This is a genomic window from Nocardioides abyssi (assembly GCF_030412915.1).
GTDB lineage: Bacteria > Actinomycetota > Actinomycetes > Propionibacteriales > Nocardioidaceae > Nocardioides > Nocardioides abyssi.
Genome location: NZ_JAUHJR010000004.1, coordinates 112,195 through 136,256, shown reverse-complemented (window position 1 = coordinate 136,256; position 24,062 = coordinate 112,195). Strand labels below are relative to the sequence as shown.

Genomic DNA, 24,062 nt, shown 5'->3' with positions numbered 1-24,062 from the left:
TGGCGCTCCTCCCCGGCCCACTGCAGGACGACCGCCACTCGGTCAGATCCAGCGCTCGAACCAGATGCGGTCGAGCCACTCGGCGTGCGTCAGCAGGCCGTGGGTGAAGACCGGCCAGAACCACGCGAAGTTGAGCACCACCAGCACGAGGAACGACCCGGACAGCACGACGCCGACGGTGCGTCGCCTGCTCGGCACCCGCGACGGCCCGACCAGCCGGCCCATGGCCAGCACGATCGCCAGCACGACGAACGGCAGCGTCAACGAGACGTAGAACAAGAAGATCGGCCGGTCGTCGTACTGCAGCCACGGCAGCCAGGTCGACGCCGCGCCGACCACCGCGACCCCGGCCCGCCAGTCGCGGGCGCCGACCCAGGTCACCAGCGCGAGCACGAGCGCGACGATGCCGCCCCACCACAGCACCGGCGTGCCGATGAGCAGCACCTGGCGCAGGCAGTCGCTGCCCTCCGGCGCGTCGCAACCGCGGGTGCCGGGCTGGATGTCGACGTCGGCGGCGACGCCGACGGGCCGGTTCATCAGCAGCCACCCCGACGGCTGCGAGGCGTAGGTGTGCTCGCTGCAGTTGAGGTAGTGGGTGTGGAAGGTCAGCAGGTCCTGGTGGTAGCTCCACAGCGACCGCAGCGACTGGACGACCTCCGCCGGGCCCTTCGCGTCCGGCTGGGTGGCGGTCGGCCAGCGGGCGCCGGAGTCGTCGTCGTTGGCCTCGTTGCCGTCGGCGTCGCAGGGACGCTCGGCCTCGAACTGGGTGTACTGCGTCGAGGACAGGCTCTTCTCGTACTCCGCGGCGTGCACCAGCCAGCCCGTCCACGACGCGACGTAGACGACCAGCGCGACCACGACGAGCCAGCCGAACGCCGGCAGCCCGTCGACCACCGCCGAGCGCAGCACCGGCCGCCGCACCCCGCGCGCCTTCCGGGCGCCTGCGCTCCAGGCCCAGACGAGCAGGCCGAACGCCGCGAGCGGGTACGCCGCCGTCCACTTGGTGCCGAGCGCCAGCCCGAAGCAGACCCCGGCCGCGAGCAGCCACGGCCGCCACAGCAGCCCCCGCACCGGCCCCCATCCCGAGGTGACGGGGTCGGGGGCGAGCGCGGCGAGCCGGGCGCGGTACCAGTCCCGGTCGGCCACGACGCAGGCCACGGCGCACAGGGTGAAGAACGCCAGGAAGATGTCGAGCAGCGCGAGCCGCGAGAGCACGAAGTGCAGCCCGTCGAACATCAGCAGCAGGCCGCCGACGACGCCGAGCAGCGTCGAGCGGGTCATCCGCCGCACCAGGCGCACCATGACCAGCACCATCAGGGCGCCGACGACCGCGGAGGCCACCCGCCAGCCGAACGGGTCCATGCCGAAGAGCCGCTCCCCCAGGCCGATCAGCCACTTGCCGACCTCGGGATGGACGATCATCGACGGCTCGGACTCCCACAGGCCGTCGGTGGTGCCGGCGAGGATCGAGTCGTTCGCGTCCTCGACGTACTCCCGCACGTAGCCGTGGTTGGCCAGCGACCACGCGTCCTTGGCGTAGTAGGTCTCGTCGAACTGGAACTGCTTGGGGTCGCCGAGGTTCCACAGCCGCAGCACCAGCGCCAGGAGCGCGACGCCGATCGCCGCGGTCCACCCGACCACCGGGTCCTCGACCCGCGATCGGCCGACGGGGACGCGACGCCCGGTGTTGCCCACCTCGGCGCCCACGTCGGCGCCCACCTCGGCGGTCGCGCCCGTGCGGTCGGAGTTCACGACCCGGACGCTATCGGGGCGGCCCCGCTCCCCCGGTGATCGCCCGGCCCCTGTCCGTCCGTGCCTGGTCCTCAGTGCTTGGTCGCCAGCCGCGAGGTGGCGCGGCCGACCAGCCCGGTGCGCCCCGGGGCGAGGCGTGCGGCGAGGTCGAGCACGCGGGCGTCGGGGCCGACGACCATGCGCGGCTTGTCCTTCTCGATGGCCCGCACGATCGCCTTCGCCACGCGGGACGGCGGCGGCATCAGCGCCGACATCCGCGACGTGCCCAGCTTGGCGATCCGCTGGCCCTCGGCGCCGCGGGCGCTGCTGGTGATGTTGGTGCGGTGGGTGCCCGGGAAGATCGTGCTCACGCCGACGCCGGTCGTGATCAGCTCGCCGCGCAGGCCCTCGGTGAACGACTTCACCGCGCCCTTGGTCAGGGCGTACGTCGCGTTGTGCGGCAGCCCGAGCAGGCCGGTCATGCTCGAGACGTTCACGATGTGCGCCTCGTCCTGCTCCAGCAGCACCGGCAGGAACGCGTGGCAGCCGTGGACGACGCCCCACATGTTCACCCCGACCATCCAGCGCACGTCGTCGAGCTTCTCGTCGGCGAACGCGCCGGCCGACGTGACGCCGGCGTTGTTGACGAGCACGTGCACGGCGCCGTGGACGTCGAGGACCTCCTCCGGCAGCTCGCCCACCCGGTCGGCGTCGGAGACGTCCGCGACGTGTGTCGAGGCGGTGACGCCGGCCGCCCGCACCGCCGCAGCCGTCTGCTCGACGCCGTCGGGGCTGACGTCGACGAGCGCCAGGTGGCACCCGCGGGCCGCGAGCCGTTCGGCGGTCACCCGGCCGATGCCGCTCCCCGCCCCCGTGACGACCGCGACCCGACCGGTGAGCTGGCGCATGCGACTCCCCCATGATTCCTGCGAACGACGACAAAACTAGAACGTGTTATACCACCGCTCAGCCCTGCCGCTTGCGCCGTGCCGCCGCCGTCCCCTCGAACTGCGCCGCGCTCCGTCGCACCAGCGCCTCCGTCGCCGCCGGGTCGGCGTCGTAGGTCGCCAGGAAGACCCGCGCGCCCGCCGCCAGCGCGTCGTCGCCGACCTCGGGGGCCGGGTCGGCGGCGAGCAGGGCGGACTGGAGCGCGTTGCGCACGGCCTGGCGGCCGACGACCAGGCGCCGCTCCCCCGCCCCGTCGAGCGGCCGGACCACGAGCTCGCCGCTGCCCACGTCGTAGGCCAGCCGGTCCGCCGTCGCGCGCCGGAGGTGACCGTCGAGCTCGTCCACCGACCACCCCCGGGCTCGTGCGTGCAGGCGCGGCGGCCCGCGCGGATGGACGACGGTACGACGTGGTGCCCCGGCGCCGCGGCGGAACGTGCTCACCGCCGCCGCAGGACCAGCGCGGTCCGCGGGCGGAGCCGGACGCCGCGGCCGCCGGCCCGGACCTCCCGCGCCCGGGCCGTCGGGTTCACCAGGACCGTGCCCCGCGTGTAATCGCGCCGGTGGACCCCACCGGCGACCACGTGCCGGTCGGTGAGCGGACGGCCCAGCGGCAGGTTCGCCCGGGGCTGGCGGTGCCCGGCGGCGGGCTCCTGGGGGACGTAGATGCTCGCGCCGGTGACGCCGTTCCACGTCAGCAGCCAGGTGGCCCGGTGGTAGACCTGCGCGGCCCGGTCGTGCCGCGACCCGTAGGTGACCGCCAGGAGCGGCACCCGCCGGCGTGCGCACCACGCCGCCATCCGCACCTTCCACCGCCAGTCGGCGCCGCCGAAGCGCGGCCCCGGACCCAGGCCCCACTTGACGAAGTACTCGTTCTCCCAACCCGAGACGTGGCGCGACCAGTCCTGGAGGGTGCTGCGCCAGGTGTCCCACGCGACGGTGACGTTCGGGACGGCGAGGTGGCCCGCGCGTCGCAGCCGGGGCGCGACCCGGGCCAGGAACGAGCTCGTGGCGGCGTACATCGCCTCGTCGGTCGGGATCTGGGTGGAGACCCGCCCGCCGACGGTCGGGTGCGAGAGCGTGGTCAGCGTGTCGTCGAGCAGGACCCCGTCCCACGGGTGCTGCCGCAGCTCGGCGAGGACGTTCGCGGCCCAGGCGTCCTGGTAGTCGCGGCGACCGACGTCGACGGGATGGAGGCCGCGCCAGTCCGCCCACTCCAGGGCCCGGCCCCGGCCGTCGGTGAGCAGCCACCCGCGCCGCTCGGCCTCGGCGAGGCTCACGCCGGTCGAGAAGACCCCCGACTCGTGCGGCTCCCGCACCACGGCCGAGACGTCCTTGTACATCAACACCTTCAGCGCCGGGTTCGCCCGGTGCAGCTCACGCAGCCGCGCGTGCTCCCACGACTGCACCACGACGTAGTCGCCGCGCGCGACCGCCTCTACCGGGGTGCGGTCGAGGTCGCCCCAGTCCAGGGCCAGCGTGCCGGTGCCGGAGGGTCGGTGCGCCCGGGCGGCCGAGGCGGCCGGCTCCCCCGGCCCGGCCACGGGCACGCACCCGATCGGCGTACCGAGGACCAGCACGGCCGCGCCGGAGACCAGCAGGCTGCTCCTGACCGCTCGCGCCATGCTCACTCCCGGGACGTGTGCCGCCGAGCGTGCGCCGCTCCCGTGGTCGCGGAGCCCGGTGAGGGCGAACTTCGTCGACCTTGGGTACGTCGCGCCGCTGCCTAGACTCGGTCGCGCGGCGCCGACCGGACCGCCGCCCGAGCCGCCGCTCGAACGAGGAGGACCCGTGCCCGTCACCCGAGGCTTCTTCCGCAGGCGCGAGCAGGGTCCGGAGGGCCGGATCCCGCCGGGCCAGTACGACACCGGCAGCAGCTGGCCCGTGCTCACCGCCGAGGCCGCCCCGCGGATCCGCCCCGAGGAGTGGTCGATCACCGTCGACGGGCTCGTCGAGGAGCCGACGACCTGGTCGTGGGACGAGGCGCACCGACTGCCGTCGGCGACGTACTCCGGCGACATCCACTGCGTGACGACGTGGACGAAGCTCGACATGGTCTTCCGCGGCATCAGTGTCGACGACCTGCTGGCCGCCGCCCGGCCGCGGCCCGAGGCGCGCTTCGTGCTGGCCCACTCCAGCACGGGCTACACGACCAACCTGCCGCTCGAGGACGTGACCGACGGCAAGGCATGGGTCGTCTGGGAGGCCGAGGGCAAGCCGCTGACCCGCGAGCACGGCGGCCCCGCCCGCCTGCTGGTCCCCCACCTCTACTTCTGGAAGTCGGCCAAGTGGGTCTCCCGCCTCGAGCTGCTCGACGAGGACCAGCAGGGCTTCTGGGAGCGCAACGGCTACCACGACCGCGGCGACCCGTGGCGCGAGCAGCGCTACCAGGGCGACGCGTGAGTGCCGACCGCTCCATCGACGACGTCGTCCCACGCGAGACGACCTGGACCACCGGCACGATCATCACCAAGGAGCAGCCGACGCCGGACCAGGTGCGGCTGCGCCTCCACGTCGACGACCGGCAGGGCCACGACCCGGGGCAGCACTACGTCGTGCGGCTGCGCGCGCCCGACGACTACACCGCGCAGCGGTCCTACTCGGTCGCCTCAGACAACGACGACCCGCTGGTCGAGCTGCTCGTCGAGCGCTTCCCGGACGGCGAGGTCTCCGGGCACCTCGCCGACGTCGCGGAGGTCGGTGACGTGCTGGAGGTCCGCGGGCCGATCGGCAGGTGGTTCCGCTGGGACACCCGCACGCCCGCGGTCTGCCTGGTCGGCGGCACCGGCGTGGTGCCGGCGGTCTCGATGCTGCGCACGGCCCGCCGCCTGGACCGCCGCGACCTGCTGCGGGTGGCCGCCGTGGGCCGCTCCCCCGAGCACCTGCCGTACGCCGCGGAGCTGGCGCGCGCCGGGGCGCTGGTCGCCTACACCCGCCACGACGACGGCGACCGGCCCCGCGGGGTGCCGACGGCCGAGGAGCTCGCGCCGCTGGCCGCGGGTGCGGAGGTGGCCTTCGTCTGCGGGTCGCCGCGCTTCGTCGCGCTCGCCACTCCCCTGCTCATCGGAGCGGGTGTCGACCCCACGACGATCCGCGTGGAGCAGTTCGGCGCCACCGGCTGACGGGCGGCGCGCGCCCCCGTCTGCGGGATGCCCCCTGGGGTAAAGGGGCAGCGACCCACATCGACGGAAGGTGGCATGCACGTGAACCCCAAGGACGCCGCGAGGGCCGCGAAGGACAAGCTGGAGGGCCTGCTCGACGTCACGGTCCCCGGAGTGCCGGGGCCGGCCCCGGCCACGCTCGAGGAGCCGACCACCCCGAAGCCCCCGCTCCCCCCGAAGCCCGACCAGGGCGCGCCGGCGACCGGCACCGCGACGGGCGCGCAGACGGGCGCGCCGCCGACCGCGCGCGCCCAGCAGTCGGCGTACCTCACCAACAGCACCGGCACCCGCCTGCGCGACACCGACCACTCGCTCAAGGCCGGCAGCCGCGGCCCGACGCTGCTGCAGGACCACCACCTGCGCGAGAAGATCACCCACTTCGACCACGAGCGGATCCCCGAGCGCGTCGTCCACGCCCGCGGCGCCGGCGCGCACGGCGTCTTCGAGGGCTACGGCACCGCCGAGTCGGTCTCGATGGCGGGCCTGTTCGCGAAGGGGAGGCGGACGCCGGTCTTCACGCGGTTCTCCACCGTGCTGGGCTCGCGCGGCTCGGCCGACACGGTGCGGGACACCCGCGGCTTCGCGGTGAAGTTCTACACCGAGGAGGGCAACTGGGACCTCGTCGCCAACAACATCCCGGTCTTCTTCATCCAGGACGGCATCAAGTTCCCCGACGTCGTCCACGCCGGCAAGCCGCACCCGGACCGCGAGATCCCACAGGCGCAGAGCGCCCACGACACCTTCTGGGACTTCGTCTCGCTGCACACCGAGGCCCAGCACCACACGATGTGGAACATGTCCGACCGCGGCATCCCGCGCTCCTACCGGATGATGGAGGGCTTCGGCGTCCACACGTTCCGCTGCATCAACGCCGAGGGCGCGACGTCGCTGGTGAAGTTCCACTGGAAGCCGAAGCTCGGCGTCCACTCCCTGACCTGGGAGGAGGCGCAGATGATCAACGGCATCGACCCCGACTTCCACCGCCGCGACCTGTACGACGCCATCGAGGCCGGCGCGCACCCGGAGTGGGAGCTCGGCATCCAGGTCTTCCCCGACGAGCCCGACCAGATGTTCGCCGGCATCGACCTGCTCGACCCGACGAAGATCGTGCCGGAGGAGATCGCGCCGGTGCAGCCGATCGGCAAGCTGACGCTCAACGCGAACCCGACGAACTTCTTCGCCGAGACCGAGCAGGTCGCCTTCCACGTCGGTCACCTCGTGCCGGGCATCGACGTCACCGACGACCCGCTGCTGCAGACGCGGCTGTTCTCCTACGTCGACACCCAGCTCTCGCGGCTGGGCGGGCCGAACTACAACCAGATCCCGGTCAACCGGCCGCACGTGCCGACCAACGACATGTTCCGCGACGGCTTCCACCAGCACGCGGTCCACTCCGGCGTCGCGCCGTACAAGCCGAACTCGCTCGACGGCGGCTGCCCGTTCGCCGCGGGCGCGGACCTGTCGGAGGAGGACACCCGCGCGTTCGTCGAGGCGGCCGTGAAGGTCTCCGAGGCGACCAAGGTGCGGGAGAACCCGGCGTCGTACGACGACCACTACAGCCAGGTGCGCCAGTTCTGGCTGTCGATGACGCCGGTCGAGCAGGAGCACATCATCCGCGCCTACACCTTCGAGCTCGGCAAGTGCTACGAGCAGGCGGTCAAGGAGCGGCAGCTGCAGTCGCTGGCCAACATCGACCCGGTGCTGTGTCAGGAGGTCGCCACCGGCCTCGGCCTGCCCGCGCCCGAGCCGACGATCGAGCTGCAGGACCTCGAGCCGAGCCCGGCGCTCTCGCAGGTCAAGGGACCGTTCCCGCCCGACGGCCGGATGATCGGCATCGTGGTCGACCCCGACGGTGACCTGAGCGGGGTCGACGCCCTGCGCCGCACCATCCACGGCGCCGGGATGGTCCCGCTGCTCATCGGTCCACACGGCGGCACCATCGAGGGCATGCCGGTGCAGCGGACCTTCGCCACCGGCCGCTCGGTCGAGGTCGACGTGCTGCTCGTGGCGGGTGCGCCGAAGCCCGCGCCCGACGCGCTGACCAACCGGGACGCGAAGGCCGGCGCGGCCGGCTCCCCCGCGCTCGACCCGCGCGTCGCGCTGATGGTCCAGGAGTGCCACCGCCACGCCAAGGTGATCGGCGCCTGGGGCGAGGGCGTCACCGCGCTCGCCGGCGCCGGCATCAGCGCCGACGACCCCGGCGTCGTCACCGGCGGGTCCCCCGCCGACGTCTTCACCGGTGTCTCGGAGCAGATGGCCTTCCACCGGGTCTGGGACCGCTTCCCGACCGCCGTCTGAGCGGCGTCTGAGCGGCGCCGTCGGCGTGCAGGGGTCACCGGTGAACCGGTGACCCCTGCACATCTCGGGGCAGATCTACCCCGAGATGTGCAGGACTCCCCTGAGATGTGGGGTGCGGCCGGGATCACACGCCCGCCAGTTGGTTGTCAAAGGCAATCATCTTTACGCTGAGGTCCTCACCGACCGACAAGGAACCTCTGTGCCGAGCCCCACCCGGACCGCCAACCCGCGTCTCGCGATCGCCGTCCTCTGCGTGGGTGGCCTCACCGCCGCCCTGACCCAGACGCTGGTCATCCCCATCCAGAGCGACCTCCCGCGCCTGCTCGCCACCTCCCCGGCCAACGCCGCGTGGGTCGTCACCGTCACCCTGCTGGCGGGCGCGGTCGCGATGCCGATCGCCGGCCGCCTGGCCGACTTGTTCGGCAAGAAGCGGGTCATGGTCGCCAGCGCCGCGCTGCTGGCGTTCGGCTCCGCGCTCGTCGCGCTGTCTTCCACGCTCGTGCCGGTGCTCACCGGCCGCGCTCTCCAGGGCCTGGCGATGGGCTTCATCCCGGTCGGCATCTCGATGATCCGCCAGATCGTGCCGCCGGAGATGGCGGGCAGCGCGGTCGCCGCGATGAGCGCGACGCTCGGCGTCGGCGGGGCCATCGGCCTGCCGCTGTCGGCCTGGATCGTCGAGGTCGGCGACTGGCACGCGCTCTTCTGGGTCTCCACCGCGCTCGCCGTGGTCATCACGGCCCTCACCGCGCTCGCCATCCCCCACGTCCACGACGAGGCGCCCGGCCGGTTCGACTGGGTCGGCGCGATCGGTCTCGCGGTCGGCCTGGTCTCGCTGCTCGTCGGCGTCTCCAAGGCCACGACCTGGGGCTGGGGCGACGCCCGCACCCTCGGCGCGATGGCCGCCGGCGTCGTGGTGCTCCTGGTCTGGGGTGCCTTCGAGATGCGCCAGGCCGAGCCGCTGGTCGACCTCCGCGCCACCGCGAAGCTCCCCGTCCTGATGACCAACATCGCCGCCGTCGCGGTCGGCTTCGGCATGATGGCGCAGGCGATCGTCGTGCCCCAGCTGCTGCAGCTCCCCGAGGCCACCGGCTACGGCCTGGGCCAGTCGATCCTCGCCGCCGGCCTGTGGATGGCCCCGGGCGGCCTGGTGATGATGCTGTTCGCCCCGGTCTCCGGCCGGCTGATCTCCACCATCGGCGCGCGGATCACCCTGATGATCGGCGCGGCCGTCCTCGGTGGCGGCTACCTCGTGGCGTACTTCCTCATGGACGCGCCCTGGCAGCTGCTGCTCGTCTCCTGCATCCTCTCCGCGGGCGTCGGCATCGGGTACGCCGCGATGCCCACGCTCATCCTCGACGCGGTCCCGCCGCGCGAGGCCGGCGCCGCGGTCGGCCTGAACGCCCTGATGCGCTCGGTCGGCACCACGGTCTCGGCCGCCGTCATGGGCACGCTGCTGACCAGCAAGACGATGCCGGTCGGCGACGGGTTCGAGATCCCGACCGAGGGCGCCTTCCAGCTGTGCTTCCTCGTCGGCGCGATCGCCGCGTTCGTCGGTGTCGCGATCGCCGCGACGATCCCCCGTCGCCGCGCCGCCGACGTCGCCGCGGCCGAGGAGCCGGTCGCCGCGGGCGTCAGCGCCGGCTGACGCCGGACCCCGCCGCTCCTGCGCCGACCGGCCGGCTGCGCACGAGCACCCCGATCTTGTCGATGCGGTGCTCGGGGTTGCCGAACCGGTCGGCCCAGTAGTTGCCCACCGCGTGGTCCTCGACCGTGGCGCAGGTCGAGAGCGTGATCATCGGCCGGGTGGGCTGTTCACCGGGCCGTCCTGGCACGGCCGCCCGCTGCGCACGCAGCGAGGCGGCCGAGCGGAACGACGTGCGCCTCGTCGTGGTGACGCGGTAGGTGTACCGCACGCGCCCTGCCTCGACGTGCACCACGTCCCCCCGGCGCAGCTCGGGCAGGCGCTCGAAGGCGCGCGTCGAGGACAGCCGGTGGGCCGTGACCTGGAAGTTGCCGACCCCACCGGGACCGGTGCCCCCGCGCGGGCCGTGCGGGCTCGAGGCGACGCCACGGTCCTGGATCAGGGTCCCCGGGGCGTCGTCGGTCCAGCCGCGGTAGGGCACCACGGCCAGTCCGGTGAGCCCGATCGCCGGCACGGTGAGCCTCGCGCTCCGAGGTCGGCCGTCGGCGGCGACGTACGTCGGGGTCCGCTCGGGCGCCACGAGCCCGGTGGGCGCGGTCCGCTCGGGTCTCTCGGACGGCTGGGCCGACCCGGACGTCGGACCGTCGGCACTGGTCGGGAAGCCGTCGTCCGAGGTGCACGCCGTCAGGCAGACGGCCACGACCAGTGCTGCGACCAGTCCTGCGACCGGTGCTGCCCACCCACCGGGCGCCGCACGGGGACGTGCGCGCACCTCCATGACCCGAGCGTAGGTGGCTCGCGACGAGGTGGGTACAGGTCGCGCATGACCGAGCAGAACGCGAACGAGAAGAACGAAGCCGTCCAGATCATCGTCGACCGGGTCTCCTCCTGGCAGGACGGCGCCACCGAGGGCACCGTCGCCGAGGAGCTGCGCAAGGGCGCCGACGAGGTCGGGGTCTCGCTGAGCGAGAACGAGATCGCCAAGCTCGCCGACGCCATCGAGTCCCGCCACGGGGTGGTCGACGCGAAGAGCGTCCTGTCTTGACCAGCGGCCCCGACGATCGGCACACGCGGCCCGACGGCGTCACCGACGCCACGGTCGAGGCGCTGGGGAAGCTGTCCGAGGCCCTCGAGGCGGTGGAGGCCGCCCGGGGGTTCCTCTACAACTTCCACCGGATGAGCGGCACCGCCGACCTGACCGCCGGCGACGCCGTCGACCTGCTGGAGGAGGCCGGCCACACTGAGCTGGCCGACAAGGTCCGCACCGAGATCATCGGCCGCAACGTCATCGAGGGCCGCTGGACCTTCCAGATCGTCGAGGCGTATGACGACACCTACTACGCGGCGTTCAAGGACGTCGAGCGCGAGGCCCGCGAGGCGCTCGTCGGCGGCCGCCGACACCTGTACGAGGCCGAGATGAAGGAGGACCGCCGCACCCACGGCGCGACCCACCACGAGGCCACCCCCGCCGAGACCCCTCCCGACAAGTGAACGCCCCGCTCCCCGTGCACACGCTGAACGACGGCACCACGCTGCCGGCGATCGGCTTCGGCACCTACCCTCTGAAGGACGAGGAGTGCGTCGCCGCTGTCGTCTCCGCGGTCGACGCCGGCTACCGGCTCATCGACACCGCGGTGAACTACGGCAACGAGCGCGCGGTCGGTGAGGCCATCCGCCGCTCCGGCGTCCCGCGCGGGGAGCTCGTGGTCACCAGCAAGCTTCCGGGCCGCGCCCATGCGTACGACGACGCGGTCGCCAGCGTGCGCGGGTCGCTGGAGGCGCTGGGCCTGGACCGGATCGACCTGCACCTGATCCACTGGCCCAACCCCAGCGTCGGGAAGTACGCCGAGGCGTACCGCGCGCTCGTCGACCTGCAGGCCGAGGGGCTCGTCCGCACCGTCGGGGTCTCGAACTTCACCGAGGCCCACCTCGAGCGGGTCCTCGACGACACGGGGGTCACCCCGGCGGTCAACCAGGTCGAGCTGCACCCCTACTTCCCGCAGGTCGAGATGCGCGCCGTGCACGAGCGCCTCGGCATCCGCACCGAGTCGTGGAGCCCGCTGGGCAAGCGGCAGGCGCCGTTCGCGGAGCCCGTCGTCGCCGAGGCGGCCGCGCGGCACGGAGTCACCCCGGGCCAGGTGGTCCTGCGCTGGCAGCTCCAGCTCGGCAACGTGCCGATCCCGAAGTCCGCGACGCCCGAGCGGCAGCGGCAGAACCTCGACGTCCTCGGCTTCGAGCTGTCCGCGGAGGAGGTCGCGGCCATCACCGGCCTCGGCCGCGCCGACGGCCGGCTCTTCGGCGGTGACCCGGACACCCACGAGGAGATGTAGGTGCCGACCGCGACCCCGTACCTCTGCCTCGACCTCGACCGGTTGCGGCGCAACGTCCGGGTCGCGGCGGAGACGGCCGCGGCCCGGCAGGTCGCGCTGCGTCCGCACGTCAAGACGCACAAGAACCCCGAGATCGCGCGTCTGCAGCTGGTGCACGGCGCCGTCGGCATCACGGTCGCCACGATCGGCGAGGCCGAGCTGTTCGCCCGGCACGGCTGCGAGGACGTCTTCATCGCCTATCCGCTGTGGCTCGACGAGCGCGCCGCCGGACGGGTCCGGGAGCTGACCGAGAAGGCGCGGGTCGCCTTCGCCGTCGACTCCAGCGCCGCCGCCGCCAACGCGGGGCGGCTGCTCGGACGCACCCCGGTGGAGGTGCTCGTCGAGGTCGACAGCGGCCAGCACCGCACGGGCGTGCAGGCCGAGGACGCCGGAGCCGTCGCGGCCACGGCCATGCGCGCCGGGCTCGAGGTCCGCGGGGTCTTCACGTTCCCCGGGCACGCCTACGCACCCGGCGCGGCGGAGGCCGCGGCGCAGGACGAGGCCCGTGCGCTCGCCGCGGCCCGGGCGTCGGTGGAAGCCGCCGGCATCGACGTGCGGGTGGTCAGCGGCGGCTCCACCCCGACCTTCGCGCACACCGACACCTCGGTGGTCACCGAGCTCCGCCCGGGCGTCTACGTCTTCGGCGACGCCCAGCAGTGGGAGCTCGGCACCACCACGCCCGACCGCATCGCGCTGAGCTGCCGGACGACCGTGGTCAGCCACAGCGGCGGCCGGGCCGTGCTCGACGCCGGCAGCAAGCTCCTCGGCGCGGACCGGGCGACCTGGTCGACCGGGCACGGCCGCCTGCCGGCGTACCCCGACGCCCGGGTGGTGCTCGTCGCCGAGAACCGCGCCGTCGTCGACATGGCCGGCGCACCGCTCCCCCGGCTCGGCACCCAGGTCGACGTCGTGCCCAACCACGTCTGCTCCGCAGTCAACCTCGTCGACGACCTGTGGGTCGAGGAGGCCGGCGCGTTGCGACCGTGGCCGGTGGCCGCCCGCGGGCTCAACTGCTGAGCGGGCCGCCTACGATCGGCGCCATGCTCACGCGCCCCCTCGCCGTCCTGGCCACGCTGGCCGCCGTCTCGCTGCTCTCCTCCTGCGGCGACGAGGGGTCGAGCGCCTCGGACGAGCCGCAGGGCGACGGACCGAGCTGCACCTACCGCGAGGACGGCCAGGCCGCGGCCAAGGAGGTCGACCTGCCGCCCAGCACGGCGGCCGTCAGCGGCACCCTCTCGGGCACCATCGAGACCAACATCGGCGACATCGGCCTCGAGCTCGACGCCGACGCCGCGCCGTGCACCGTCAACAGCTTCGTCTCGCTCGCCGAGCAGGGCTACTACGACGACACCACCTGCCACCGGCTCACCACCGCCGCCGCGGGCATCCAGGTCCTCCAGTGCGGCGACCCGACCGCCACCGGCATGGGCGGCCCCGGCTACACCATCGAGGACGAGGTGACCGGCGAGGAGTCCTACCCCGACGGCACGCTCGCCATGGCCCGCACCCAGGCGCCCGACTCGGGCGGCTCGCAGTTCTTCATCGTCTACGGCGACACCCCGCTCCCGCCCGAGTACACCGTCTTCGGCACCGTCGACGACGCCGGCCTGAAGGCCGTCCAGCAGGTCGCGAAGGCCGGCAACGGCCCCGACGGCGTCGCCCCCGCCGAGCCGGTCGACATCTCCGCCGTCACGGTCGCGGACTGACCCGACGCCGGGCCCGTCAGCCCTTGGTGGCGGACTCCAGCGTCGTCGTGGGCTCGTCCCTGCCGGCCACCAGTGCGTACGTCGCGCCGGCGATCAGCGCCCCGAGGACCGGCGCCAGCAGGAACAGCCACAGCTGCGCCAGGGCGTCACCGCCGGCGAAGAGCGCCGGACCGAGGGACCGCGCCGGGTTCACCGACGTGTTCGTGACCGGGATGCTGACCAGGTGGATCAGGGTGAGCGACATCCCGATCGCCAGCGGCGCGAAGCCCTTGGGCGCGCGGGTGTCGGTCACCCCGAGGATGACGTAGAGGAAGACGGCGGTCAGCACGACCTCGAGGACCAGCGCCGCGAGCAGCGAGTATCCGCCGGGCGACCGGTCGCCGTACCCGTTGGTCGCGAAGCCGGACGCGGAGGCCGAGAAGCCGTCCCGGCCCGACGCGACGACCCAGAGGACCGCGGCGGCGGCGACCGCGCCGACGACCTGGGCGACGACGTACGCCGGTGCGTCCCGCCACGCGAACCGCCGACCCATGGCGAGGCCCACGGTCACGGCCGGGTTGAAGTGACCGCCCGACACGTGGCCGACCGCGTAGGCCATCGTCAGCACCGCCAGCCCGAAGGCCAGGGAGACGCCGAGGAAGCCGATCCCCAGGTGGACGTCGTCGGAGACGAACCCGGCCGCGAGGACGGCCGAGCCGCACCCCATCAGCACGAGGACGAACGTGCCGAGGGCCTCGGCGGCGAGACGGTGCGGCATCGGGACCGGACGGGGCATGACGGGCCTCCACGGGCGCTCGACCGGGACGGTCCCGGACCGTCCCGCCACTGTGCACCCCTCCGCGGCCCGCGGCCCGCGACAGCGGCCGGGTTCACCTACGCAGGGGACGAGGAGCGACCGCTGCGTCCGCGCGTCGCCAGGGCGGTGATGCCCAGGAGCATCGTCAGCCCCGTGCCGCCGCCGACGAGCAGGAACAGGAGCCCCACCACCCACAGGCCGGAGTCGTCGGTCGACGCGGCGTGCACCGACCACGGCACCGCGAACCCCACGACCGCCGCCGCGGCGAGCAGGGGCACCGCCCACGGCACGCGCACCAGGACCTGGGCGACGACGCCGGCCGCCGCGACGCACAGTCCGCACCCGACCACCTGCCAGGTGCGGTACGGACCCTGCGCGACACCGTCGACGAGGTGGTACTCGTCGTCCCAGCCCAGCCAGGCGAACCACATCGCTGCGGAGACCAGGGCGAGGCAGACCGCCGCTGCGGCGGTGCGGGCTCCGCGGCGCGGGCGCGGGCCGGCGGGCGCGGTGCCGGCGGGCGCGGTGGCGTCGTCTGCGGGCATGGGGTGAGTCTCGCAGGCCGTCGCGCCCACGTCCCGGGTCAGGCGCACGGGAAGGCGACGCCCGTGAGCTCCTCGGAGCGCTCCCACAGCCGGCGGGCGAGGCCCGGGTCGAGCGCGGCGGGCGCGCGTCGAGCCGTGGTCGGCCAGCCCTGCATCTCGCCGGGGCCGTGCGGACCGACGTAGGTGTTGCCGGGGACGTCCATCGTGGCGGCGTACAACGTCGGGAGGGCGCCCTGCCACGGCTCCATGCCGGCGAGGCGGTGCCCCCACGAGCCGACCCAGGCGAGGGCCGCGCTGCCGGAGCTCGCGGTGATCGCCGTGGCGGTCGAGCCCGGGTGGGCGCCGGTCGCGCGGAGCGTGGACCCGGCAGCGGTCAGGCGCCGCTGGAGCTCGGCGAGGAAGAGCAGGTTCGCGAGCTTGGAGGCGGCGTACGCCGCGTAGGGGCGGTAGGTGCGCCGCTCCCAGGCCAGGTCGTCGGGATCGAGGTCGCCGTGCAGGTGGGCACGGGACCCAGTGACGACGACCCGGTCGGCCAGCCGCGGCAGCAGCAGGTTGCTGAGCGCGAAGTGGCCGAGGTGGTTGGTGGCCAGCGTCGCCTCGAAGCCGTCGACGGTCCGGCCCTCGGGCAGGCCCAGCACGCCGGCGTTGTTGACGAGCACGTCGACCCGGTCGAGGCCGTCGGCGAAGGCCCGCACCGACGACAGGTCGGCCACGTCGAGCACGCGGACCTCGACCCGCCCCTCCGCGCGGCCCGGCAGGTCGGCCGCGACGCGCTCGCCCTTGGCCCGGTCACGCACGGCCAGCACGACCTCGGCACCGGCCGAGCCGAGGGCGCGGGCGACCTCGAGGCCGATGCCGCTGCTGGCCCCGGTGACCACGAACCGGCGGCCGTGCTGGGGCGGCACGTCCCGCCAGCGGGGCACGCGGGACCGGTGGACCTCGGACAGCTTCGGCACGGGCGCCAGCCTCCCACGACACGCCCGGCCCCCGGCGCCGACTTGTGCCATCGCGGCGTCTCCGGAACGGTGGGTCGGGACCTGCACACGATCTGGAGGAGGCGAGCCGTGCTCACCCTCACCGAGAACGCCAGCACCATCGTGAAGGACATCTCCACCCAGCCCGGGCTGCCCGAGACGGCCGGCCTGCGCATCACCTCGGAGTCCGCGACCGAGCCCACGTTCGCCGTCACCGCCGCCCAGGCCGCCGAGCCCGGCGACCAGGTGGTCGAGCAGGCGGGCGCCACGGTCTACCTCGACGAGGCGGCCGCGCTCATGCTCGACGACAAGGTGCTCGACGCCGCCGTCGACCCGACGGGCAAGGTGGAGTTCGCGCTCGGCATCCAGGCCTGAGCCACCCGCTCCACCCGACAGGGCCCCGACCGGATCCGGTCGGGGCCCTGTCGCGTCTCGTCCTGTCCTGTCCTGTCCCGGCCAGTCGCGTCCCCGGCCGGGCGCGGCCACCACCGGGTTGGCAGGATCGGGGCCATGCCCACGACGACCCGAGAGATCCACCTCGCCTCCCGCCCGTCCGGCTGGCCGGTCCCCGAGAACTTCCGGACCGTGACCACCGAGCTCCCCGACCCCGGCCCGGGCCACGTGCTGGTCCGCAACACGGTCCTCTCCGTCGACCCCTACATGCGCGGCCGGATGAACGACACCAAGTCCTACGTCCCGCCCTTCGCGCTCGACGCCCCGCTCGAGGGCGGCGCCGTCGGCGAGGTCGTGGCCTCCGGCGACGACCGCCTCTCCCCCGGCGACACCGTGCTGCACCAGGCCGGGTGGCGCGAGCACGCGTTGCTGCCGGCCGACCAGGTCCGCAAGGTCGACGTCTCGCAGGTCCCCGCCAGCGCCTACCTCGGCGTGCTCGGCATGCCCGGGCTCACGGCGTACGTCGGCCTCACCCGGATCGCGCCGGTCCAGGAGGGCGACACCGTCTTCGTGTCGGGCGCCGCGGGCGCGGTCGGCTCGGTCGCCGGCCAGGTGGCGCGCGAGCTCGGCGCGGCGAAGGTCATCGGCTCGGCCGGCTCGCCGGAGAAGGTGCGCTGGCTGACCGAGGAGCTCGGCTTCGACGCCGCCTTCGACTACCACGACGGATCGGTGGCCGGACAGCTGAAGGAGCACGGCGCGGTCGACGTCTACTTCGACAACGTGGGCGGCGAGCACCTCGAGGCGGCGATCCAGCGGATGGCCGACTTCGGCCGGATCGCCGCGTGCGGGGCGATCGCGTCGTACAACGACACCGAGCCGACCCCCGGCCCGCGCAACATGTTCATGGTCGTGCAGAAGCGGATCAGCCTGCGCGGCTTCATCGTCACCGACCACGGCGACGCGGCGCGCGAGTTCTACGACCGCGCCGGCACCTGGCTCGCCGAGGGCCGGCTGCAGCACCGCGAGACCTTCACCGAGGGTCTCGACAGCACGGTCGACGCCTTCCTCGGCCTGCACCGCGGGGACAACATCGGCAAGATGCTCGTCCGGCTCTGACCGGCCTCTGACCGGCCTCTGACCGGCCTCTGACCGGCCTCTGAGCCGCGCCGGCCGTCGGTTCATCAAGGTATGTCGCCGGACCGCCACTTCCCAGGGTGAGCACACCCAGGGAAGTGGCGGTTCGTCTGCATACCTAGGGGAACCGACGCCCGCCCGCGGCCCGCGGCCCGACCTCGTCGCGGACGTACCACGCCACCCAGGTGACCGGAAAGAACACCCCGGCGACCAGGGCCACGCCCGCGCCGTGGCCGCGACGGCGCTCGCCGACCGCGGTCAGCCCGGCGAGCGCCAGGACGACCGCGCCGGCGACGAGCGCGGCGGCGAGCCCGAGGTCCATGCCGGCCAGTCTCGCGAGCGGCTCAGGCGCTGTCGAGGGGCCGACCCAGCATCGGGCCCACGAGCCGGCGGATGACCGGCGAGGGCGAGAGGCCGAGCTCGTCGGCGAGCAGCCGCCGGTAGTGGTCGTACTGTCGCAGCGCCTCCGCGTGGTTGCCCTCGGCCAGGTGCACCTCGACGACCCGGCGGTGCGCGCTCTCGCGCAACGGCTCTGAGCGGACCGCCTCGAGCGCCGCGCCCAGGGCCTCCTCGTGCCGGCCGTCGACCCGCAGCACCTCCGAGGAGCGCTCGAGCGCGTGCAGCCGCAGCTGCCGGTAGCTCTCCCGCTCCACGTCGAGCCACTCGTCGTGCCAGCCGGGCAGCAGGTCGTCGCGCCACAGCCGGGCCCGCTCCAGGCCCGGCCGCAGTCCCTCCCGCAGCTCGCGCGCGGCCTCCTCGGCCTGCCACAGGTCGACGACCACCTCGTCGTGGAGCCGCACGGCCGTCGACGTGCACTGCACGAGCGTCCGGCCGCGCGGCCGGGGCAGCCGCCACAGGACGGTGCGCAGGCTCGCGGTCGCCCGCGCCGGCTCGGCGTCCGGCCACAGCCGTTCGGCGAGGGCCGTGCGCGAGACCTTGGCCCGCCGGTGCACGACCGCGAGGTGCGCCAGCAGCCGCTGGGCGGGCTTGGGCAGGTCGAGCTCGTCCCCGCCGAAGTGGAGGCAGAAGCCGCCGAGCAGCGACAGCCGCAGCTGCGCGGCCCGGCGACGCCGGGAGGACGGCACAAGGACGGCGCGGGCACGCGACGGCGTACGCCGCGGGGGACGCGCACCCCCACGCCGGCACCGGCGGGGCGGCGTACGCCGTGACCGACGCCGGCGTCACGGCCGGCGGCGAGCGTGGTGCTCATCGGGTGCGACGGACGCACCCTCGAGGAAAGGCGCGACACGTGTACCGACACACCAAGGAGCTGCAGTACAACGTCAAGCCCGAACGGCCCGACGCCCTCTTCGCCGCCAAGCTGCAGGAGCTCGTCGGCGGTCAGTTCGGCGAGATGACCGTGATGATGCAGTACCTCTGGCAGGGCTGGAACTGCCGGATCCCCGGCAAGTACAAGGACATGATCCTCGACATCGGCACCGAGGAGATCGGCCACGTCGAGATGCTCGTGACGATGATGGCCCGCCTGCTCGAGGGCGCCCCGTCCGAGACCCAGGCCGAGGCCGCCGCCGCCAACCCGGCCCTCGCCGCCGTGCTCGGCGGGCAGAACGTCCAGCACGCGATCGTCACCGGCGGCGCCGCGATGCCCACCAACAGCCAGGGCGTGCCGTGGAACGGTGGCTACATCGTCGCCAGCGGCAACCTGCTCGCCGACTTCCGCAGCAACGTCGCTGCCGAGGCGCAGAGCCGGCTGCAGACCGCGCGGGTCTACCAGATGACCGACGACCCGGGCGTCAAGGACACCTTGCAGTTCAACCTCGCCCGGGACACCTTCCACCAGCAGCAGTGGCTGCTCGGCATCGAGCAGCTCATCGAGGACGGCTTCACCGACGGCATCGAGGACTCGCTGGCCGAGGAGGAGAAGGACGAGCCGGGCCGCACGTTCTACAGCTTCCACGAGGGCAGCACCGCCGCCGAGGGCCGCTGGGCCCAGGGCACGACGCTCATCGGGGACAAGGGAATCCAGTTCTCCCCCGGCGTCCAGCTCGGCGACGACGTCAACGAGGTGCCGGCTCCGGACCCGCTGCTCTTCGCGACGTACGACGGCAGCAAGGGCCCCGGCAAGCCCGGCAACGCCGCGGGCGCCTACGGCCAGGGCGCGGAGAACCTGCTGAGCAAGGCCAAGGAGAAGCTCACCGGCGAGTGAGCCGCGAGCCGACCCCACGACCCCGGAGACCGGACCGATGACCGAGCTGCTGCTGCGTCCCCTCGCCGACGCGTTCATGGAGGTCGGCGTGTTCGTCGCCCTCCTGGTGGTGCCCTTCGGCTGGGCGCGCCACCGGTGGGGCCACCGGCTGGACGACGCCCTCGAGCGTCACCGCCGGCTGGGCCCCCTGGTGGCGGCCCTGCTGACGGTGCCGCCGGGGTGCGGCGGCGCGATCATCGTGATGTCGGTCTACGCCCGGGGAGCCGTCAGCTACGGCGCCGCGATCGCCGCGCTCGTCGCCACCATGGACGACGCGTCGTGGGTGCTGCTCGCGGCCGACCCGGTGCTGACGCTGCAGCTGAAGGTGCTGCTGGTCGCCACGGGCGCGGCGACGGGGTACGTCGTGGACGCCGTGGGCATCGCCCCGCGACGTCGCGTCGACGCCGTCGCCCGCCCGACGGCCGCCCCCGTGCCGGTGCCGGCGGGGGTGCCAGTGGGGGTGACGGCACCCGCGCCGGTGCCCGTGGCCGTCGCGTCGGCGGCCGCGCCCGCCCGGCGGCGTACGGTCCTGATGGAGGCGGCCAGCCTCCCCGCCCTGATGTGGCTGCTGCTCGGGGCGGGCGCGACGGTCAGCCTGCCGACGACGTTCGAGCTGGTCGACCCGGCCCAGCTCGGGCACGCCCTGCTCGGCGGCGTCGACCCCTACCTGGCGATCGGGCTGGTCGGCTCGGTGCTGGCGGTCGGGTTCTTCCTGCGGAACGGATGCAAGCTGGCCGACGACACCGTCGACGGCGAGCCCACCTCGATGCAGCAGGTGCTGGCCAAGGGCGCCGACGAGGTGTCGTTCGTGACCGTCTGGGTGGCGATCGCGTACGTCGCGTGGACCCTGCTCACCCACCTGACCGGCTTCGACGGCTCCCAGCTGCCGGTGCTCGGGTTCGCCGGCGTCGTCGTCGGTGCCCTGGTCGGGCTGATCCCCGGCTGCGCCGTGCAGATCGTCTTCGCCGGGTTGTTCCTGGCCGGCGGCATGCCGCTGTCGACCCTCGTCGCGAACACCATCAGCCAGGACGGCGACGCGCTCATCCCGCTGCTGGCGATGGAGCACCGCTCGGCGCTGCTCGCGACCGTGCTCACCACGATCCCGGCGGTGCTCGTCGGATCGCTCCTGCTCGTGCTCAGCTGACCCCGAAACCCGGAGGAAGACCGCATGTCCCACCTCGCCCCGGCCGTCCGGCCGCGCACCAGCGTCACCCACCTGTCCACCACCCGGCTCCACCTGCTGCTCGCCGTCGTCGCCGGCGTGCTCGGCCTGGCCACCGGCACGACCGCGGCCCTCGTGGCGTCGGCGGCCGTGCTCGCGGTGGTGGGGCTACGCGCGTGGGTCGTCCACGGAGGTGCTCGGGTCCTCGCCGACCCGCAGCACGCCCACCCGCTCGACCCGGCCGGCGACCCCGGCCAGGGCCTGGCTCAGGCCGCGTAGCCGGCGCGCGGTCGGGGCGGTGGTCCGCTCTGCGCCGCTGTCGAGCACGTCGCGCGAGCGGTCGATGACGGTCAGCGGCAGGCCGGCCAGCGCGTTGCCCGGTGGGCGCCGCGCGACGGTCGGGTGGGGGCGCGTCGACGCGGTGCGGCGTACCGCCTCCCAGGCGACGCCGAGGGCGCGCAGCCGGGCCGGCGGCACGAGCTCCTGCAGGCGCGGGAGCAGCTCGTCCTCCTCGTCGCGGACGTCCTCGCGCAGCACCTCGACCAGCCGGGCGATGACGGGGCCGCGCTCCTCCTCGGTCAGCTCCTCGGAGTCCAGGGCGACCACGAGGTGGTTGACCTCCTGGTGCTCCTGCTCGACCTGGAGCGTCAACCGCTCCCCCTCGTCGCCGGGGAGGATCCGCCGCAGCGCCGGCCACAGCACCGACTCCTCGGCGAACGCGTGGGGAAGGACCAGTCGGTTGATCTCGCGCAGCACGGCGCGCTGCTCCTGGCCCTCGCTGCCCTCGAGCTGGTGGAGCAGCTCGTCGAGGCGGACGTGGTCGCGGCGCTGACGGTTCAGGATGCTCCACTCGCCACCGAGCTCGGCCACGGTCTGGTGTGCGATCGACGTCATGTCGAGCGGAGTACCCGCCCCGCAGCCGGCCAGTCCCGCCCCGCCCGTCCCCGCTTGCCGGCCTGCTAGCGGCTCCTCCTCGCGTCGGCCCCGGCGGCATGTAACGCGCTGTTCGCCGCTCTATCAGCACGCTGCAGCGTGCCTACAGAGCGGCGAACGGTCCGTTACAAGGGGCCGCAGGCGCTTGCTCTGGCTAGCGCGACCGTGAGCCGCGGGGCTCGTGCAGACGCACGAACGAGCCGGGAGCAGGGTGCTCCCGGCCCGTCCGGCGTGCCGCTGCGCTGCGCGTGCGTCAGGGGGTCACTTGACGACGACGCGGACCCGCTTGGCGCCGTTGACGACGCGGTCGACGGGCCCGACGATCTTGGTGCGCTCGACGTGCTTGCGGCGCTTCTCCAGGGTCAGCTCGACCTCGAGCTCGTCATTGCGGATCATGCCGTCGACGATCTTCTCGGCCTTCGCGACCGAGGTGACGTTGCCGCCGCCGTACATCCAGCCGCCGCCCTGGACCGAGATCCGGCCCTTCATGCCCTTCGCGGAAGCCGGCACCTTCATGGTCAGCGGCTCGTAGGACAGGCCCTCGGCGCCCGCGAGCACCGCGCGCAGCACCAGCGTCGAGCCGGCCTTGGCCTCGGCGCGCTCACCCTTGCCGAGCGGGACCCACCGGCCGCCGCGCTTCTGCTGGATGCCGCGCACGCGGTAGCTGGAGGGATCGTCGCTGACGACCGACTCGCTGGTCACCGAGTCGACGGTGACCCCCGTGATGCGGGTGAGGGCGTAGACCAGGTCGGCCAGCTCGTAGCCGACCTCGCCTGAGATGTCGTAGTCCGAGGCGTAGCGGTCGTCGAAGGCCAGCTCGTAGGCCGACCCGTCGGTGTCGGTGCCGCGGATGGTCCAGCTCATGGTCTCCGAGCCGGGCATGATCGCGTCGACGACCCGGTCGTGGTTGGCAATGATCTGGTAGAAGGTCGTGCCCGCCGCGGCGTTGTCGACGGTGTTGGTCGTCGTGCCGGTGCGGGTGCGGCCCTGGTACGTCGCGGTGTTGCTGATCGTGGTCGCCCGGGGCAGCGCGCCGAGGAACCCGGTGATGCCGGTCAGGTGGTCCTCGGAGACGGTGCCGACCGGTGCGCCGATGTTGGCGACCTTGAAGCCGGGCCCGACGGGGTCGGCCTGGACGTAGATCACCGAGGCCGGGTGCAGGCTCATCGTGGTCTCGCCCTCGAAGGCCATCGGGTGGCCGAAGCCGACCACGCGGCCGTTGCAGACCGAGGTCACGGTCCCCACACCGGCCTGGGTGACGTCGCCGTAGGACAGCGAGGCGGCCATGTTGCCGCCGGCCACGAGGTCCTCGGCGGCGGCGTCCGCGGCGCGGCCGAGGCCGGCCGCCTTCGCGCCCCGAGGCAGGTAGGGCCGGTCCTCGGCGGTGGCCAGCCGCTCGGCGCGCACGCCCGAGACCGCGAGCGGCATCGGCAGCTGGCGGAAGCCCTGGGCGGCCTGGGCGCGAGTGACGCCGGTGGCGCGGGCGATGCTGGCCGCGGCGGCCTTGCCGACCGGCACCCGGGCGGGCGCCTCGGCGAGGTAGTCGTCCATGTCGGCGAACGGGGTGATGCCCGCGACCGCGGAGGGGCCGAAGGAGAGGCCGTAGGCGACCGCGCCGATGAGGCGGCCGTCGGCGGCGTACACCGGCGAGCCGGACATGCCCTGCCAGATGCCGGCCTTCTGCACCTCGGGCATGTCGACCTCGACCATGACCATGTCGAGGTCGGGCCCGATGCCGTCCTCCTGGACGCCGAGGACCTCGCCGGTGAACGGCTCCGGGGTGGTGCCGCGCGTGACGGTCAGGCCCGTGACGGCGTCGCCGGCCGCCAGCTCGTCGACGGGGAAGGCCGGGGCGCAGTCGCCGGCCGGCTCGGCCGAGGTGGCGGGGCCGGCGACCAGCGTGGTGCCGAGCAGCAGGCCGGCTGCGGCGGTGGCCGTGCCGGCCAGGGTGACCAGGGCAGGGCCCCGGCGTCGGATGGTGGTCATGAGTGGGGCTTCCTCCCGGACGTGGGAGCGTGGACACGCTCGCTGCAACCTACGACGCCGCGACGGTCGGTTTGGTTGCCC

Annotated in this window: 26 protein-coding genes; 14 read left to right on the top strand and 12 right to left on the bottom strand. The window is 73.9% G+C overall.

Annotated features, from left to right (window positions below; translation table 11 throughout):
- Positions 1 to 42: 42 nt before the first annotated feature.
- The 4 genes from QWY29_RS11540 to QWY29_RS11525 all read right to left on the bottom strand — a co-directional run bounded on the left by QWY29_RS11540 (position 43) and on the right by QWY29_RS11525 (position 4,301).
- On the bottom strand, positions 43 to 1,752 hold the full coding sequence (locus tag QWY29_RS11540) for a dolichyl-phosphate-mannose--protein mannosyltransferase (protein WP_300960962.1): 1,710 nt from the start codon (positions 1,750 to 1,752) through the stop codon (positions 43 to 45).
- A 71-nt stretch (positions 1,753 to 1,823) separates the two neighbouring features.
- Positions 1,824 to 2,639 (bottom strand): SDR family NAD(P)-dependent oxidoreductase, encoded by an 816-nt coding sequence (locus QWY29_RS11535; RefSeq protein ID WP_300960961.1) that lies wholly within the window; start codon positions 2,637 to 2,639, stop codon positions 1,824 to 1,826.
- Between the two features lie 58 nt (positions 2,640 to 2,697).
- Positions 2,698 to 3,024, bottom strand: coding sequence for a hypothetical protein (locus QWY29_RS11530; protein ID WP_300960960.1), 327 nt, complete (start codon positions 3,022 to 3,024; stop codon positions 2,698 to 2,700).
- A gap of 92 nt (positions 3,025 to 3,116) precedes the next feature.
- Positions 3,117 to 4,301, bottom strand: a complete 1,185-nt coding sequence (locus tag QWY29_RS11525) for a putative glycoside hydrolase (RefSeq protein WP_300960958.1) — start codon at positions 4,299 to 4,301, stop codon at positions 3,117 to 3,119.
- Between the two features lie 166 nt (positions 4,302 to 4,467).
- Between QWY29_RS11525 and QWY29_RS11520 the strand changes: the two genes are divergently transcribed.
- From QWY29_RS11520 to QWY29_RS11505, 4 genes are all read left to right on the top strand, one after another.
- Positions 4,468 to 5,079: a sulfite oxidase-like oxidoreductase gene (locus QWY29_RS11520; RefSeq protein WP_300960956.1), complete on the top strand. Its 612-nt coding sequence runs from the start codon at positions 4,468 to 4,470 to the stop codon at positions 5,077 to 5,079.
- On the top strand, positions 5,076 to 5,798 hold the full coding sequence (locus QWY29_RS11515; protein ID WP_300960955.1) for an FAD-binding oxidoreductase: 723 nt from the start codon (positions 5,076 to 5,078) through the stop codon (positions 5,796 to 5,798). Before QWY29_RS11520 ends, QWY29_RS11515 begins: the two co-directional genes overlap by 4 nt.
- A gap of 75 nt (positions 5,799 to 5,873) precedes the next feature.
- Entirely contained in the window at positions 5,874 to 8,135 is a 2,262-nt protein-coding gene (locus QWY29_RS11510) for a catalase (RefSeq protein ID WP_300960954.1), read from the top strand.
- A 199-nt stretch (positions 8,136 to 8,334) separates the two neighbouring features.
- Positions 8,335 to 9,780 carry an MFS transporter gene (locus tag QWY29_RS11505; RefSeq protein WP_300960952.1) on the top strand — a complete coding sequence of 482 codons (1,446 nt, stop codon included), beginning with the start codon at positions 8,335 to 8,337 and terminating at the stop codon, positions 9,778 to 9,780.
- Here QWY29_RS11505 and QWY29_RS11500 read toward each other — a convergent pair.
- Positions 9,767 to 10,555 (bottom strand): sortase domain-containing protein, encoded by a 789-nt coding sequence (locus QWY29_RS11500; RefSeq protein ID WP_300960950.1) that lies wholly within the window; start codon positions 10,553 to 10,555, stop codon positions 9,767 to 9,769. The genes QWY29_RS11505 and QWY29_RS11500 overlap by 14 nt on opposite strands.
- 45 nt (positions 10,556 to 10,600) lie before the next feature.
- On the opposite strand from QWY29_RS11500, the gene QWY29_RS11495 reads away from it, so the two are divergent.
- From QWY29_RS11495 to QWY29_RS11475, 5 genes are read left to right on the top strand one after another with little or no spacing between them, the layout of a single operon-like run.
- Complete coding sequence (locus QWY29_RS11495; RefSeq protein ID WP_300960948.1) at positions 10,601 to 10,822, top strand: hypothetical protein; 222 nt, start codon at positions 10,601 to 10,603, stop codon at positions 10,820 to 10,822.
- Complete coding sequence (locus QWY29_RS11490; RefSeq protein ID WP_300960946.1) at positions 10,819 to 11,268, top strand: hypothetical protein; 450 nt, start codon at positions 10,819 to 10,821, stop codon at positions 11,266 to 11,268. Before QWY29_RS11495 ends, QWY29_RS11490 begins: the two co-directional genes overlap by 4 nt.
- Positions 11,265 to 12,107, top strand: a complete 843-nt coding sequence (locus tag QWY29_RS11485; protein ID WP_300960945.1) for an aldo/keto reductase — start codon at positions 11,265 to 11,267, stop codon at positions 12,105 to 12,107. The genes QWY29_RS11490 and QWY29_RS11485 overlap by 4 nt, the downstream gene beginning before the upstream one ends.
- A complete protein-coding gene (locus tag QWY29_RS11480) occupies positions 12,108 to 13,163 on the top strand; it encodes an alanine racemase (RefSeq protein WP_300960943.1) in 1,056 nt (351 codons plus the stop codon).
- Positions 13,164 to 13,186: 23 nt separating this feature from the next.
- Positions 13,187 to 13,852 carry a peptidylprolyl isomerase gene (locus tag QWY29_RS11475; protein ID WP_300960941.1) on the top strand — a complete coding sequence of 222 codons (666 nt, stop codon included), beginning with the start codon at positions 13,187 to 13,189 and terminating at the stop codon, positions 13,850 to 13,852.
- 16 nt (positions 13,853 to 13,868) lie between these two features.
- On the opposite strand, the gene aqpZ is transcribed toward QWY29_RS11475, so the two are convergent.
- The 3 genes from aqpZ to QWY29_RS11460 form a co-directional block, all read right to left on the bottom strand.
- Positions 13,869 to 14,627 carry an aquaporin Z gene (aqpZ, locus tag QWY29_RS11470; RefSeq protein ID WP_300960940.1) on the bottom strand — a complete coding sequence of 253 codons (759 nt, stop codon included), beginning with the start codon at positions 14,625 to 14,627 and terminating at the stop codon, positions 13,869 to 13,871.
- A 98-nt stretch (positions 14,628 to 14,725) separates the two neighbouring features.
- The gene (locus tag QWY29_RS11465; protein ID WP_300960939.1) at positions 14,726 to 15,193 is read right to left on the bottom strand and encodes a hypothetical protein; all 468 of its coding nucleotides are present in this window, start codon (positions 15,191 to 15,193) and stop codon (positions 14,726 to 14,728) included.
- A 38-nt stretch (positions 15,194 to 15,231) separates the two neighbouring features.
- Positions 15,232 to 16,149 carry an oxidoreductase gene (locus tag QWY29_RS11460; RefSeq protein WP_300960937.1) on the bottom strand — a complete coding sequence of 306 codons (918 nt, stop codon included), beginning with the start codon at positions 16,147 to 16,149 and terminating at the stop codon, positions 15,232 to 15,234.
- 108 nt (positions 16,150 to 16,257) lie between these two features.
- Between QWY29_RS11460 and QWY29_RS11455 the strand changes: the two genes are divergently transcribed.
- Entirely contained in the window at positions 16,258 to 16,542 is a 285-nt protein-coding gene (locus tag QWY29_RS11455; protein WP_300960936.1) for a Fe-S cluster assembly protein HesB, read from the top strand.
- Between the two features lie 135 nt (positions 16,543 to 16,677).
- Positions 16,678 to 17,676: an NADP-dependent oxidoreductase gene (locus tag QWY29_RS11450; protein ID WP_300960934.1), complete on the top strand. Its 999-nt coding sequence runs from the start codon at positions 16,678 to 16,680 to the stop codon at positions 17,674 to 17,676.
- 136 nt (positions 17,677 to 17,812) lie between these two features.
- On the opposite strand, the gene QWY29_RS11445 is transcribed toward QWY29_RS11450, so the two are convergent.
- A complete protein-coding gene (locus tag QWY29_RS11445) occupies positions 17,813 to 18,016 on the bottom strand; it encodes a hypothetical protein (RefSeq protein WP_300960933.1) in 204 nt (67 codons plus the stop codon).
- 22 nt (positions 18,017 to 18,038) lie between these two features.
- Positions 18,039 to 18,779: an AfsR/SARP family transcriptional regulator gene (locus QWY29_RS11440; RefSeq protein WP_300960932.1), complete on the bottom strand. Its 741-nt coding sequence runs from the start codon at positions 18,777 to 18,779 to the stop codon at positions 18,039 to 18,041.
- Positions 18,780 to 18,943: 164 nt separating this feature from the next.
- Here QWY29_RS11440 and QWY29_RS11435 point away from each other — a divergent pair, with 164 nt between their 5' ends.
- From QWY29_RS11435 to QWY29_RS11425, 3 genes are read left to right on the top strand one after another with little or no spacing between them, the layout of a single operon-like run.
- Positions 18,944 to 19,861: a manganese catalase gene (locus tag QWY29_RS11435; protein ID WP_300960931.1), complete on the top strand. Its 918-nt coding sequence runs from the start codon at positions 18,944 to 18,946 to the stop codon at positions 19,859 to 19,861.
- Between the two features lie 37 nt (positions 19,862 to 19,898).
- Entirely contained in the window at positions 19,899 to 21,044 is a 1,146-nt protein-coding gene (locus QWY29_RS11430; RefSeq protein ID WP_300960929.1) for a putative manganese transporter, read from the top strand.
- A gap of 24 nt (positions 21,045 to 21,068) precedes the next feature.
- Positions 21,069 to 21,341 (top strand): hypothetical protein, encoded by a 273-nt coding sequence (locus tag QWY29_RS11425; protein ID WP_300960928.1) that lies wholly within the window; start codon positions 21,069 to 21,071, stop codon positions 21,339 to 21,341.
- Here QWY29_RS11425 and QWY29_RS11420 read toward each other — a convergent pair.
- Both QWY29_RS11420 and QWY29_RS11415 read right to left on the bottom strand, forming a co-directional pair.
- Positions 21,231 to 21,956, bottom strand: coding sequence for a hemerythrin domain-containing protein (locus QWY29_RS11420; protein WP_300960926.1), 726 nt, complete (start codon positions 21,954 to 21,956; stop codon positions 21,231 to 21,233). The genes QWY29_RS11425 and QWY29_RS11420 overlap by 111 nt on opposite strands.
- Positions 21,957 to 22,256: 300 nt before the next feature.
- Positions 22,257 to 23,981 carry a SpoIVB peptidase S55 domain-containing protein gene (locus QWY29_RS11415; RefSeq protein WP_300960924.1) on the bottom strand — a complete coding sequence of 575 codons (1,725 nt, stop codon included), beginning with the start codon at positions 23,979 to 23,981 and terminating at the stop codon, positions 22,257 to 22,259.
- Positions 23,982 to 24,062 lie beyond the last annotated feature (81 nt).

Coding starts and splice junctions, on each gene's coding strand:
- QWY29_RS11425 (WP_300960928.1), top strand. CDS start 21,069: ATGTCCCACCTCGCCCCGGCCGTCCGGCCGCGCACCAGCGTCACCCAC.
- QWY29_RS11475 (WP_300960941.1), top strand. CDS start 13,187: ATGCTCACGCGCCCCCTCGCCGTCCTGGCCACGCTGGCCGCCGTCTCG.
- QWY29_RS11445 (WP_300960933.1), bottom strand. CDS start 18,016: ATGGACCTCGGGCTCGCCGCCGCGCTCGTCGCCGGCGCGGTCGTCCTG.
- QWY29_RS11430 (WP_300960929.1), top strand. CDS start 19,899: ATGACCGAGCTGCTGCTGCGTCCCCTCGCCGACGCGTTCATGGAGGTC.
- QWY29_RS11495 (WP_300960948.1), top strand. CDS start 10,601: ATGACCGAGCAGAACGCGAACGAGAAGAACGAAGCCGTCCAGATCATC.
- QWY29_RS11525 (WP_300960958.1), bottom strand. CDS start 4,301: ATGGCGCGAGCGGTCAGGAGCAGCCTGCTGGTCTCCGGCGCGGCCGTG.
- QWY29_RS11510 (WP_300960954.1), top strand. CDS start 5,874: ATGCACGTGAACCCCAAGGACGCCGCGAGGGCCGCGAAGGACAAGCTG.
- QWY29_RS11420 (WP_300960926.1), bottom strand. CDS start 21,956: ATGACGTCGATCGCACACCAGACCGTGGCCGAGCTCGGTGGCGAGTGG.
- QWY29_RS11415 (WP_300960924.1), bottom strand. CDS start 23,981: ATGACCACCATCCGACGCCGGGGCCCTGCCCTGGTCACCCTGGCCGGC.
- QWY29_RS11465 (WP_300960939.1), bottom strand. CDS start 15,193: ATGCCCGCAGACGACGCCACCGCGCCCGCCGGCACCGCGCCCGCCGGC.
- QWY29_RS11450 (WP_300960934.1), top strand. CDS start 16,678: ATGCCCACGACGACCCGAGAGATCCACCTCGCCTCCCGCCCGTCCGGC.
- QWY29_RS11500 (WP_300960950.1), bottom strand. CDS start 10,555: ATGGAGGTGCGCGCACGTCCCCGTGCGGCGCCCGGTGGGTGGGCAGCA.
- aqpZ (WP_300960940.1), bottom strand. CDS start 14,627: ATGCCCCGTCCGGTCCCGATGCCGCACCGTCTCGCCGCCGAGGCCCTC.
- QWY29_RS11535 (WP_300960961.1), bottom strand. CDS start 2,639: ATGCGCCAGCTCACCGGTCGGGTCGCGGTCGTCACGGGGGCGGGGAGC.